Source organism: Lentzea sp. NEAU-D7 (assembly GCF_026242055.1).
GTDB lineage: Bacteria > Actinomycetota > Actinomycetes > Mycobacteriales > Pseudonocardiaceae > Lentzea.
Map to the genome: position 1 here is coordinate 141,391 of NZ_JAPJDL010000020.1, position 12,491 is coordinate 153,881.

General features: G+C 71.0%; 13 protein-coding genes. 8 read left to right on the plus strand and 5 right to left on the minus strand.

The window, feature by feature from the left end:
- Window positions 1-27: 27 nt before the first annotated feature.
- From ORI60_RS33455 to ORI60_RS33490, 8 genes are all read left to right on the plus strand, one after another.
- Complete coding sequence (locus tag ORI60_RS33455; RefSeq protein ID WP_266041991.1) at window positions 28-858, plus strand: AAA family ATPase; 831 nt, start codon at window positions 28-30, stop codon at window positions 856-858.
- Window positions 855-1,829, plus strand: coding sequence for a vWA domain-containing protein (locus tag ORI60_RS33460; protein WP_266041992.1), 975 nt, complete (start codon window positions 855-857; stop codon window positions 1,827-1,829). Before ORI60_RS33455 ends, ORI60_RS33460 begins: the two co-directional genes overlap by 4 nt.
- The gene (locus tag ORI60_RS33465) at window positions 1,822-2,913 is read left to right on the plus strand and encodes an XdhC family protein (RefSeq protein ID WP_266041993.1); all 1,092 of its coding nucleotides are present in this window, start codon (window positions 1,822-1,824) and stop codon (window positions 2,911-2,913) included. The genes ORI60_RS33460 and ORI60_RS33465 overlap by 8 nt, the downstream gene beginning before the upstream one ends.
- Before the next feature lie 79 nt (window positions 2,914-2,992).
- Window positions 2,993-3,526 carry a (2Fe-2S)-binding protein gene (locus ORI60_RS33470; protein ID WP_266041994.1) on the plus strand — a complete coding sequence of 178 codons (534 nt, stop codon included), beginning with the start codon at window positions 2,993-2,995 and terminating at the stop codon, window positions 3,524-3,526.
- Window positions 3,523-5,949, plus strand: coding sequence for a xanthine dehydrogenase family protein molybdopterin-binding subunit (locus ORI60_RS33475; RefSeq protein ID WP_266041995.1), 2,427 nt, complete (start codon window positions 3,523-3,525; stop codon window positions 5,947-5,949). Before ORI60_RS33470 ends, ORI60_RS33475 begins: the two co-directional genes overlap by 4 nt.
- A complete protein-coding gene (locus ORI60_RS33480) occupies window positions 5,946-6,770 on the plus strand; it encodes an FAD binding domain-containing protein (protein ID WP_266041996.1) in 825 nt (274 codons plus the stop codon). The genes ORI60_RS33475 and ORI60_RS33480 overlap by 4 nt, the downstream gene beginning before the upstream one ends.
- On the plus strand, window positions 6,767-7,363 hold the full coding sequence (locus tag ORI60_RS33485) for an SRPBCC family protein (RefSeq protein WP_266041997.1): 597 nt from the start codon (window positions 6,767-6,769) through the stop codon (window positions 7,361-7,363). The genes ORI60_RS33480 and ORI60_RS33485 overlap by 4 nt, the downstream gene beginning before the upstream one ends.
- 26 nt (window positions 7,364-7,389) lie before the next feature.
- Window positions 7,390-8,481 (plus strand): CapA family protein, encoded by a 1,092-nt coding sequence (locus tag ORI60_RS33490; protein ID WP_266041998.1) that lies wholly within the window; start codon window positions 7,390-7,392, stop codon window positions 8,479-8,481.
- On the opposite strand, the gene ORI60_RS33495 is transcribed toward ORI60_RS33490, so the two are convergent.
- The 5 genes from ORI60_RS33495 to ORI60_RS33515 all read right to left on the minus strand — a co-directional run bounded on the left by ORI60_RS33495 (window position 8,478) and on the right by ORI60_RS33515 (window position 12,429).
- Entirely contained in the window at window positions 8,478-8,894 is a 417-nt protein-coding gene (locus ORI60_RS33495) for a DUF6892 domain-containing protein (RefSeq protein ID WP_266041999.1), read from the minus strand. The genes ORI60_RS33490 and ORI60_RS33495 overlap by 4 nt on opposite strands.
- 25 nt (window positions 8,895-8,919) lie before the next feature.
- On the minus strand, window positions 8,920-9,852 hold the full coding sequence (locus ORI60_RS33500) for an o-succinylbenzoate synthase (protein ID WP_266042000.1): 933 nt from the start codon (window positions 9,850-9,852) through the stop codon (window positions 8,920-8,922).
- Between the two features lie 8 nt (window positions 9,853-9,860).
- Entirely contained in the window at window positions 9,861-10,292 is a 432-nt protein-coding gene (locus tag ORI60_RS33505; protein WP_266042001.1) for a GerMN domain-containing protein, read from the minus strand.
- Window positions 10,293-10,375: 83 nt separating this feature from the next.
- Window positions 10,376-11,752 (minus strand): ATP-binding protein, encoded by a 1,377-nt coding sequence (locus ORI60_RS33510; RefSeq protein ID WP_266042002.1) that lies wholly within the window; start codon window positions 11,750-11,752, stop codon window positions 10,376-10,378.
- Window positions 11,749-12,429 carry a response regulator transcription factor gene (locus ORI60_RS33515; protein WP_266042003.1) on the minus strand — a complete coding sequence of 227 codons (681 nt, stop codon included), beginning with the start codon at window positions 12,427-12,429 and terminating at the stop codon, window positions 11,749-11,751. Before ORI60_RS33515 ends, ORI60_RS33510 begins: the two co-directional genes overlap by 4 nt.
- Window positions 12,430-12,491 lie beyond the last annotated feature (62 nt).

Sequence of the window (12,491 nt, forward strand, 5' to 3'; positions counted from 1 at the left end):
GCCCAGGTTAGTCGTACCCTGAGGCCCATGCAGTCCCCTGAGGAGCTTGCGTCGGGGCTCGACGGCGCGGGGTACCTGCCGGACGGCGGGATCGCCACGGCGGCGTTCCTCGCGGTCCGGATGGGGCGGCCGCTGTTCCTCGAAGGCGAGCCCGGCACCGGCAAGACCTCGCTCGCGCTCGCGCTGGCCAAGTCGATGGACGTGCCGCTGATCCGCCTGCAGTGCCACGAGGGCATCGACGCCACGCAGGCCCTGTACGACTGGGACTACCCGCGTCAGCTCATGCACCTGCGCGTGCTGGAGACACGCGGCGAGGTGGACGAGGCGTCCCTCTACACGCGGCGGTTCCTGCTGGCCAGGCCGCTGCTTCAGGCGCTGGAGAGCGCGCCGTGCGTGCTGCTCGTCGACGAGATCGACCGGGCGGACGACGAGTTCGAGGCGTTCCTGCTGGAGGTGCTGTCCGAGAACGCGGTCAGCATCCCCGAGTTCGGCGAGATCAGGGCGACGACGCCCCCGCTGACCGTGCTGACCTCGAACCGGACCCGCGAGGTGCACGACGCGTTGAAGCGCCGCTGCCTCTACCACTGGCTGGAGCACCCGTCGCTGGAGCGCGAGGTCGCGATCCTGCGCCGCACCCTGCCCGGCATCGACGAACGGCTCGCCGTCCGGGTCGCGGAGGCCGTGCGGAAGATGCGGGGGCTCGACCTGCTGAAGCCGCCGGGCGTCGCCGAGTCGCTGGACTGGGCGCGGGCGCTGCAGGCGCTGGGGCGTGCGGAACCGGACGCGACGACCCTCGGCGCGGTCCTGAAGTACCGGGAGGACGCGGAACGCGTGCTCGGGAGCACAATCGTGGGGTGACGGAAGCCTGCGTCGGGTTCACGCGCGTCCTGCGGGGCGCCGGACTGCAGTGCGGGCCCGACCGCGTGCAGGCGTTCCTGCGGGCCACCGAGCACGTCGACCTCTACTGGGCCGGGCGCCTCACGCTGTGCGCCGACCCGGACGACCTGCCGCGCTACGACGCCGCGTACCGGGCGTACTTCGGCGGCACCCCGCCCCGTTCGCGGACGAAGGTCGAGTTCGACTCGATGACGGTCGGCGTGGCCGCGTCCGACGTGGAAGTGCTGAAGCACAAGGACATCTCCGAGTTCGACGCGGCGCCGCTGATCGCCCGGCTGAACCCGCTCCCGCCGCGCAGGCGGTCGCGCCGGCTCCGCAAGGCCCGTCGCGGCCGGATGGACCTGGCCCGGACGGTGCGCGCGATGATCGCGACCGGCGGCGAGATCGCCCTGCCGCGCCACCGCCGGCGGGGCTCGAAACCACGCCGGCTGGTGCTGCTGATCGACGTCTCCGGCTCGATGGCCGCCTACTCGGACGCGCTGCTGAGGTTCGCGCACGTCGTCGCCCACGCGATGCCCGTCGAGGTCCGCACGATCGGCACCCGGCTGACCCGCGTGACCCGTCAGCTCCGGGAACGCGACCCGGACCGGGCGCTGCGGGCCGCCGGCCGGGCGATCCCCGACTACGAGGGCGGCACCCGGCTCGGTGACGCGCTGCGGCGGTTCAACCAGCAGTGGCGGCAGCGGGGTGCGGTGGTCGTGCTGTTCAGCGACGGCTGGGAACGCGGCGACCCGAGCCTGCTGGCGGCCGAGATGGCGAGGCTGGGACGCGTGAGCCACAAGGTCATCTGGGCCAACCCGCACGCGGGCAAGCCCGGCTACCGGCCCGTCCAGCGGGGTGTGCTGGCGGCGCTCCCGCACGTCGACACGATGGTCGCGGGCCACAGCGTGCACGCGTTGGAAGAACTGCTGAAGGAGGTGCGCCGTGCGTGATGTCCTGTACGACCTCGCCGAACGGGTCGCGAACGGCGAGACGGTCGGGGTCGGCACGGTGGTCGCGACCTTCAGCTCGGCGCCCCGGCCCGCGGGTGCGGCGATGCTCGTGACGCAGGACGGCGAGGCGGTCGGCAGCGTGTCCGGCGGCTGTGTCGAGGGCGCGGTGTACGAGCTCGCGCAGGAGACCGCCGAGCCGGTGCTGCAGCGGTACGGGGTCAGCGACGACGACGCGTTCGCGGTAGGGCTGACCTGCGGCGGCATCATCGACATCTACGTCGAGAAGATCAACGCCGAGACGTTCCCCCAGCTCGCCGAGGTGGTGGAGGCGGTGCGCGCGGAGGAACCGGTGGCCGTCACGACGGTCGTCGAGCACCCGGACGGCATCGGGCGGCGCATGGTCGTCTGGCCCGACCGCCGCGACGGCAGCCTCGGGTCTTCGAGGATCGACGACGCCGTCGCGGACGACGCGCGCGGGATGCTGGCTTCAGGGCGGAGCGGCGTGCTGCGGTACGGGCCGGACGGTCAGCGGCGCGGCGAGGGCATGAGCGTCTTCGTGAACTCGTTCGAACCGCCGCCGCGCATGCTCGTGTTCGGAGCGATCGACTTCGCCGCGGCGATGGCCCGGCTCGGCGCGTTCCTCGGCTACCGCGTCACCGTCTGCGACGCGCGACCGGTGTTCGCCACGCGCAGCCGGTTCCCCGAGGCGGACGAGGTCGTCGTCGCCTGGCCGCACCGGTACCTGCAGGCCGAGGCGTCCAAGCTCGACGAACGCACGGTCATCGCCGTGCTGACCCACGACCCGAAGTTCGACGTTCCGCTGCTGGAGGTCGCGTTGCGGCTCAAGGTCGGGTACGTCGGTGCGATGGGGTCCCGCCGCACGCACGAAGACCGCCTGCAGCGGTTGCGGGAGGCGGGTCTGACCGAGGGCGAGCTGTCGGGGCTGGCCTCGCCGATCGGCCTGGACCTGGGCGCGCGGACGCCGGAGGAGACGGCGGTGTCGATCGCGGCCGAGATCATCTCCTTGCGGTGGAAGGGATCCGGCCGTCGTCTCGTCGATCTTGGTGAACCGATTCATCACTGATCGGGTTGTTGAACCCGCAAACAGGGAGCAAGCTGGAGTGACCCTCGTCACTTAAGGCCCACCATCCTGGGAGGGGTCAATGCACATCTCGGTCAACGTCGACGGAGTGACATACGCCGACGAGGTCGAACCCCGCCTCCTGCTCGTGCACTACCTACGGGAGCGATTGAGCAAGACCGGCACCGTGGTCGGTTGCGACACCGGCAACTGCGGCGCCTGCACCGTTCACCTCGACGGCCACAGCGTGAAGTCCTGCCAGATGCTGGCCGTGCAAGCGAACGGACATGAGGTCACCACGATCGAAGGCCTCGCTCGCGACGGCAAGCTGCATCCCGTGCAGGAGGCTTTCCGGTCCAACCACGCGTTGCAGTGCGGTTTCTGCACCCCCGGAATGATCATGCAGGCCATCGACCTGCTCGCCGACGAGTCCGATCCCGACGACGAGACCGTGCGCAAGGGCCTGGAGGGCAACCTCTGCCGCTGCACGGGCTACCAGAACATCGTGCGCGCGGTCCAGGACGCCGCCCAGCGGATGAAACCGGGCGCGGGCCCGAAGCAGGAACAGCACAGCGACGAGCACGTCAGTTCCAAGCAGCCGGTAGGTGGCGAATGACCGCCACAGCCGAACCGGAGATCGGCAAGGCCCGGCTCCGCAAGGAGGACGCCCGGCTGATCACCGGCCAGACGAGGTGGACCGACAACCTCCAGCTGACCGGCATGCTGCACATGGCGGTGCTGCGCAGTCCCGTCGCCCACGCCCGCATCACGAACATCGACGTCAGCCGCGCGACGGCGATGCCCGGTGTGGCCGTGGTGCTGACCGGTGAGGACTTCGCCGCCGAGCAGGGCTCCCTGCCGTGCGCGTGGCCGATCACCGAGGACATGAAGTCGCCGCCCGCGCCCGCGATGGCCGTGGACCAGGTCAACTTCGCCGGTGAGGCCGTCGCCCTGGTGATCGCCGACAGCGCCTACCACGCCGCGGACGCGCTGGAGGCGATCGACGTCGACTACGAGGACCTCCCGGTCGTGCTCGACATGGAAGAAGCCTTGCGGGACAACGATCTGGTGCACCCCGATCTCGGCACGAACAAGTGCGCGACGTGGATCTTCGACTCCGCCGAGGCCGGGGTGGGGACGAACGTCGAGGACGAGATCGCGTCCGCCGAGGTCGTGATCGAGCGGACGTTCCGGCAGCAGCGGCTGATCCCGGCGTTCATGGAACCGCGGTCGGTCGTCGTGGACACGACAGCGGGCATGTTCACCGTCTGGTCGGCGACGCAGATCCCGCACATCCTGCGCTGGATGCTGTCCGCCGTCACGGGCATCTCCGAGCACAAGCTCCGCGTGATCGCGCCCGACGTCGGCGGAGGGTTCGGCGGCAAGCTCCAGGTCACCCCGGAGGAGCTGCTGTGCCTGCTGGTCGCCCGCCGCATGGGCCGCCCGGTGAAGTGGACGGAGTCGCGCACCGAGTCGATGCTGTCCGCGCACCACGGCCGCGACCAGATCCAGAAGATCACGCTGTCCGCCCGCCGCGACGGCACCGTGACCGGCCTGAAGGTCGAACTGCTCGCCGACATGGGCGCCTACCTGCGCCTGGTCACTCCGGGTGTGCCGATCCTGGGCGCGTTCATGTTCAACTCGATCTACAAGTTCGCCGCCTACCGGTTCGTGTGCACCAACGTGTTCACGAACAAGGTGCCCACGGACGCCTACCGCGGCGCCGGACGGCCCGAGGCCACGTTCGCGATCGAGCGGATGATGGACGAGCTGGCGGTCGAGCTCGGCATGGAGCCGATGAAGATCCGAGAGATGAACTGGATCAAGCACGAGGAGTTCCCGTTCAACACGGTCGCCGGGCTCACCTACGACTCCGGGAACTACGAGGCCGCGACGGCTCGCGCGATGGAACTGTTCGGGTACGACGAGCTGCGCGAGGAGCAGGCGCGGCGTCGTTCCTCGGGTGATGTGGTGCAGCTCGGCATCGGGATCTCCACCTACACCGAGATGTGCGGCCTCGCGCCGTCCCGCGTGCTGGGCGCTCTGCGTTATGCCGCGGGCGGCTGGGAGACCGCGTCGATCCGCATGCTGCCCACCGGCAAGGTCGAGGTCATCACCGGCACCTCGCCGCACGGGCAGGGCCACGAGACGGTGTGGTCGCAGATCGTCGCCGACAAGCTCGGCGTGCCGTTCGAGGACGTCGAGGTGCTGCACGGAGACACGGCGACGTCGCACAAGGGCATGGACAGCTACGGGTCGCGGTCCCTGGCGGTCGGCGGCACGGCCCTGGTGCACGCGGCGGACAAGGTGCTGGCCAAGGCGCGGACGCTGGCCGCGCACATGATGGAGTGCGACGAGGCGGACGTGGAGTTCGCCTCCGGCTCGTTCTCCGTGCGCGGCACGTCGACGGTCCGTTCGCTGGGCGACGTGGTGCTGGCCGCGCACGTCGCGCACGACCTGCCCGAGGGCATGGAACCCGGCATGGACGCCGACGCAACGTTCGACCCGGACAACTTCTCGTTCCCGCACGGAACCCATCTGTGCGCAACGGAAGTCGACACCGAGACGGGCATGGTGCGCATCAGCCGGTACGTGGCCGTGGACGACGTGGGCACGGTCATGAACCCGCTGATCGTCGACGGCCAGGTGCACGGCGGTCTCGCGCAGGGCATCGCGCAGGCGTTGTACGAAGAGGCCACGCACGACGAGATGGGCACGTTGACGACGGCGACGTTCGCCGACTACCTCCTGCCCTGCGCGGCGGACCTGCCGGCGTTCCTCACGGACCGCACGACCACGCCGGCGACCTCCAACCCGTTGGGCGCCAAGGGAGTCGGTGAGGCGGGCACGATCGCCTCGACGCCCGCCGTGGTGAACAGCGTGCTGGACGCCGTGCGGCACCTGGGCGTCCGGGACATCGAGATGCCCATGTCGCCGGAACGGGTGTGGACCGCGCTGCAGGGGCGTCCGGACCCCGGTGCGGGCGACGTGGCCGCAGGTGGGCTCGGCTCGATCGACGCGCAGGGAGGGCAGTCGTGATCCCGGCGGAGTTCAAGTACCTGTTCCCGTCCACTGTGGACGAAGCCGTGCGGATGCTCGCCGAGGAGGGCGAGGACGCCAAGGTCATCGCGGGCGGGCAGTCGCTCGTGCCGGTGCTGCGCATGCGGCTGGCGGCGCCCACCGCGTTGATCGACATCGGCGGCCTGACCGAGCTGACGGGCGTGCGCGACGACGGCGACTCGTTGCTCATAGGTGCCATGACCACGCATTACGAGGTGCAGCGCGATCATCTGGTCCAGGACCACGCGCTGTTGCTGCGCCTGGTCACGGACACGATCGCGGACCCGCAGATCCGGCACCGCGGCACGTTCGGCGGCTCGCTGTGCCACGCGGACCCGGCGGGCGACCTCCTGGCGCCGGTGCTCGCCCTGGACGCCGTGATGATCATCGCTGGGCCTTCTGGCCGTCGTGAGGTGCCCGCGGCGGAGTTCTTCGTCGACTACTTCACGACGGCGCTGGCAGCCGACGAGATCCTGGTCGACGTCCGCGTGCCGAAGTACACCGGCTGGGGTGCGCACTACGAGAAGCTCAACCGCGTCGCGCAGGCCTGGTCGATCGTCGCGGTCGCGGCGGCCGTGCAGGTGCGCGACGGCACGATCTCCGCCGCTCGGGTGGGCCTCACCAACGTGGGGTCCGGGCCGGTGCGCGCCACCGGGGTGGAGGAGGCCCTGATCGGGCAGCCGCCGTCGTCCGAGGCGATCTCGGAGGCGGCCCTGCGCGCGTCCTCGGGTGACGGGTACAAGGACAACCTGGCTCGGGTGCTGACCGGCCGTGCGCTGACCGCGGCGGTCGCGGGATGAAGCTGACGCACTCGTTCACGTCGCCGGCGCCCGCCGAGGAGGTGTGGGAGGCGCTGATCGACCCCGAGCGGGTGGCGCCGTGCCTGCCCGGCGCCACCCTGACCTCGGTGGACGGCAAGACGTTCAGCGGGGAGGTCAAGGTGAAGCTCGGCCCGGTGCAGCTGCTGTACCGGGGGAGCGGCGAGTTCGTCGAGATCGACCCGGTGCTGCGCCGTGCCGTCATGAAAGCCGCGGGCAAGGACGCCCGCGGCAACGGCACGGCGTCGGCCGTGGTGACCTTCGTGGTCGGCGACTCGGTCGAGGTCGAGACCGACCTGTCGGTCACGGGCCGTCCGGCCCAGCTCGGTCGCGGCCTGATCGCCGAGGTCAGCGGCAGGCTCGTCGACCAGTTCGCGGAATGCCTGGCGAGCACGCTGGGATCCGTGGATCCTGACGAGGTGGCACAACAGCAGCATCTCCGAGTGGTACCCGACGAGCCGATCGATCTGATCGACACGGCAGGCGTTCCGGTGTTGAAGCGCGTGCTGCCCGTCGCGGTGGCAGCGCTGGCGGTCGTGCTGTTGGTGGTCCTGCGACGCAGGCGGCAGCGCTGAGGCCTGCGGTCCGGTGGCCGGCGTTGGTGCTGGCCACCGGCTTGCTGCTGTCCGCGTGCACCGGCTCGCCCGTCGTCGTCACCTCGGCGCCCCCGCCGCCGGCGTCGACCTCCCAGGGACCGCCTCCGGCGCGTTCCTTCGTGCTCACCGCCGGCGGGGACGTCCTGATCCACCCGGCGCTGACCGACCAGGCGGTCGCCGACGGAGGCGCGGCCGGGCGCGACTACCTGCCGTTGTTCTCGGGCATCAAGGAGACCTTGAAGGCCGACCTCTCGCTGTGCCACCTCGAGGTGCCGCTGGGCCCGAAGGAGGGGCCGTTCTTCGGCTACCCGGCCTTCCTGGCCCCGCCCGAGGTCGCGAAGGGCCTGGTCGACGTGGGCTACGACTCGTGCTCGACGGCCTCGAACCACACGCTGGACCGCGGTGTCTCGGCGATCACGACGACGCTGGACGCGATGGACGCCGTCGGCCTGAAGCACACCGGCTCGTTCCGCACGCAGGAGGAATCGGCGGCCCCGCTGATCCTGGACGCGAACGGCGTGAAGGTGGCGCAGCTGTCGTTCACCTACGGCTTCAACGGCATCCCGCTGCCCCAGCCGTGGCGCGCGAACCAGATCAACGCGGCCAAGATCCTGGCCGACGCACGGGCCGCGCGCGCCGCCGGCGCCGAGGTCGTCGTGCTGTCCGTGCAGTGGGGCAACGAGTACCAGCACGAGGCGACCGCCGACCAGAAGGCGCTGGCCCGGCAGCTGCTCGCCGACCCGGCCCTGGACCTGATCATCGGGACGCACGTGCACGTGGTGCAGCCGTTCGAGAAGATCGGCAACAAGTGGGTGGCGTACGGGCTCGGCAACGAGGTCGCCCGGCACGCCGAACCCCGCGGCGTCACCGAGGAGGGGGTCGTCGCGCGGTTCAGGTTCGAGCAGGGACCCTCCGGCTGGTCCGTGGTCGAGGCCTCCTACACGCCCACCCTGGTGGAGCTGGGGCCGCCCATCCGGCTGGTGGACCTGACCAGGGTGCCGCCCACCGCGCGGCGGACCGAGGCGATCAACCGGACCGAGGGGATCGTGTTCAGCCTGGGCGCGGCCGAGCAGGGCTTGGCCCGGGGCAAGCCTTAGACCCAGTCCGCGTCGATCCCGCGGGCACGCAGCATCTTCAGCGCCTCCTCGTTGCCGGTGTAGAGCAGCGTCATCGACTTGAGGTTGGGGAAGTGCCGCAGGTCGGCGAACTCGTCGACGTCGAACAGGTCGTCCTCGCCGTCCCACCCCGGCGCGATCTCGAGGTAGATCTGGTTGCCGCCGTCCATCTCGATCTCGGTGATCTTCTCCGCGAGCTCGGCGGGGACCTCGAGCGCCTCGAAGTAGGCCAGGGCCTCCGGCACCGCCTCGACGCCCCAGGGGTCGTAGGTGAAGCCCTGCTCGGCGGCGTACGTGGTCAACCTGAACTTCGGCAGGAGGCCCTGGTTGTACATCAGCTCGTGGACTACGGCGAGCTTGAAGTTGGTGTCGGCGAACGAGATCGACTGGCCCATGGCCCGGATCGTATAGGTCGGTCGATCAACTATTGAGCTTGCTGAGCACCCTGTCGTACCGGTCGGTCCAAGCCTGCGTGAGCGCGTCGCTCTCGAACTCCCCGACGCGGTCCGGAACGGGTGGTTTCGCCAGCACCGGCAAGTAGCCGTCCACGGGCACGAGCGAATCGCTCGTGACATCGCCGTCCAGCAGCGGCAACGTCGCCAGCCCGCACGCGTAGTCGAGCTCGGGCAGTGCCGCCGCCAGGGCCACCCCGGCCGCCATCCCGACCGAGGTCTCCAGCGCCGACGACACCACGCACGGCAGCCCGCACGCCTCGGCCACCTCCAGCGCCTTCCGCACGCCTCCGAGCGGCGCCACCTTGATCACCGCGATGTCCGCGGCCCCGGACACGGCCACCCTGAGCGGATCCTCGGCCTTGCGGATCGACTCGTCCGCGGCGATCGGCACGGAGACCCGTCGGCGGACGGCCGCGAGCTCGTCCAGCGTGTGGCACGGCTGTTCCACGTACTGGAGGCCCCCGGCGGCCCTGTCCATGGCCTTGATCGCCGCGACGGCCGTGTCGACGTCCCACAGCATGTTCGCGTCGACCCGGACCGCGCCCCGAGGCCCCAGCGCGTCGCGCACCGCTTCGAGGCGCGCGCAGTCCTCTTCCAGCGTCGACTCGGCGACCTTCACCTTGGCCGTCGAGCAGCCCGACCTCGCCACGATCTCGTGCGCCTTCTCCGGGCCGACCACGGGCACCGTGCAGTTGACGGGGACGCGGTCCCGCACCGGCGCCGGCCAGCCCTCGTTCGCGGCCTCCAGCGCGCACGCGAGCCAGGCCGCGGCCTCGGCGTCGTCGTACTCCTCGAACGGGCAGAACTCGCCCCATCCGGCCGGTCCTTCGAACAGCAGGCCGGTGCGCTGGGTGATGCCGCGGAACCGGACGCGCATCGGGATGGAGTAGACGTGCACGGCCCGATTCAAGCGCACTTCTGGAACTCCAGCGAATGACCGCCCCCGCGCAGGTTCACCGTGCCGACCGGTTGGACGGCGAGCAACGTGCAGACGATCTGCTGCACGGCGGAGGCGCTGAGCTGCGAGACGTCGCTCGAGAGGTTCACGTCGAGGCCGTTGGCGACCCGGTCCACGGTGGCCGGCGCGGCGTCGAGCGGCACCTCGGTGAACAACCCGCGGCTCTGCTCCGCGTTGGTGGGGCCCTGCGCCAGCAACGCCACGACGTCGAACCCGCTCAGGCTGCCCTCCGTCCGCCCGACGGGGACCACCCCGCCTCCAGCCGAGACCCAGTAGAGCGACGGCGAGGTGTTCTCGACGGGGCCGGTGGGCGCTTCGAGGCCGGGGATCGGGTCGGTGGGGCGGATGCCGCACGCGGTGAGGACGGCGAGGACGAGCACCGCGAGCCCAAGCTCACGCAGGGGTCCCCTCCAGGGGGTCCCCCTGATTCCATTCTCCCAGGCGGCACCGACAGTTTTCGGCCTCACGACGCACCGTCCAGCGGCAGCCGCAGCGTGAACAGAGCACCGCCACCCGGCCGGTTGGCCGCCTCCAGCGTGCCGCCGTGCAGCCGTGCGTTCTCCCACGCGATCGCCAGCCCGAGTCCCGAGCCCTCCGACCGCCCCCGCGACGAGTCGGCCTTGTAGAACCGCGCGAACACGTGCGGCAGGACCTCGTCGGGCAGACCGGGCCCGGAGTCCGCCACCTCGATCACCAGCGAGGTCTCCGATACCGACAGCGCGACCGACACCGGCGGCGAACCGTGCCGCAGCGCGTTGCCGACCAGGTTCGCCACGATCACGTCCAGCCGCCGCGGGTCCAGCCGGGCGCGCACCCCGTCCGGCAGCGACGCGGACACGTCCGAGAAGCCGCGCATCCGCAGGCACGTCCGCACCACCTCGGCCACGTCGACGTCGTCGAGCGCGAGAGCCGCCGTCCCCGAGTCGAACCGGGTGACCTCGATCAGGTCGTTCACCAGCCTTGTCAGGTTCAGCGTCTCCCGGTTCACCAGCCGCGCCGCCTGCCCCGCCACGCCCGGCAGCGACGCGGTCTCAGCGTCCAGCACGTCGGTCACGGCCGTCATCGCGGCCAGCGGAGTTCGCAGCTCGTGCGACACGTCCGCCACGAACCTCCGCGCGTCGGCCTCCATCCGCCGCAGCTCGCCGACGTGGTGTTCCAGCGAGGAAGCGGTGCTGTTGAACGTCGACGCGACGGAGGCCAGCTCGTCGCGCCCGCGCACCGGCACCCGTGCGGAGAGGTCGCCCTGGCCGAGCTTCCAGGCGGCCAGCTGCAGCTCCCGCACGGGGCGCAGCACGCCGCGCGCCGCCAGGAAACCCAGTCCCAGAGCCAGGAGCAGCACGGCGCCGCCGATCAGCCACGCGTTGCGCGCCAGTTCGTCGACGAACTCGACCTCCGACGTGAACGGCCGCAGCACGTACACCTCGATGCCCGACGGGGTACCGGAAGCCACCCGCAGCTGCATTCCCACGACGAGCCAGACACCGTCCGCGTACGACACGCGCTGCCAGCCGACGCGTCCGGTCGACACGAGCGAACGCAGCTCCGGCGTGATCACGGACGGGTTCATGCCGCCGGCGGCGGTTCCGTTGCCGTAGGCCAAGGCCTGGCCTTCGCGCCCGGAGACGCGGGCGGCGACCCGTTCCAGGACCTCGACGTCCACCGGCCGCGCGGGCAGCGGGTAGAGCTGCTCGACGCGGTTCGTGGTCTCGATGACGGCGTTGTCCTGGGCGCGCTGCACGATCGCGTCGCGCGCTCGCACGTACCCCGCGCCGGCGACGGCCGCGGCGGTCACGACGGTCAGCAGGGCGAACGCGAGAAGCAGCCGCAGCCGGAGCGTCACAGCGGTCCGAACCGGTAGCCGAAGCCCCGCACGGTCTGGACGTACACGGGCGCCGCCGGATCGTCCTCGATCTTCGACCGCAGCCGCTGCACGCACGCGTCGACCAGCCGCGAGTCGCCGAGGTAGCCCTGGTCCCACACAGAACCCAGCAACTGCTGTCGTGACATCACGCGGCCGGGCGAGGAGGAGAGCTCGAGCAGCAGCCGCAGTTCCGTCGGCGCCAACGAGACGGGCTTGCCGAACCGCGTCACGACGAGGCCCTCGCGGTCGATCGTCAGGTCGCCGTGGCGCTCGGCCACGACCTCGGTGACGGAGGCGGACGAACGGCGCAGCACGGCGCGGATGCGGGCCTCCAGCACACGGGCCTGGGCCGGCTTGGCCACGTAGTCGTCGGCGCCGGCCTCCAGGCCCGCGACCACGTCGATGTCGTCGTTGCGCGCGGTCAGCATGATGATCGGGAGGTCGCCGGAGGCGCGGATGCGACGGCACACCTCGAACCCGTCCACGCCCGGCAGCATCAGGTCCAGCACGACGACGTCCGGCGTGACGCTGCCGAGCAGTTCGAGGCCTTCCTCGCCCGTGCGCACCGCGTCCACGGTGTGGCCCTGGTAGGTCAGGGCGAGCGACAGTCCCTCGCGGACCGCTTCGTCGTCCTCGATCAGCAGTACGCGCGGCATGCCCTCCAGCCTTCCCGACGGGTCTCATGGGGACGTTCGTGCGACGTCATCGTTGCGTAACG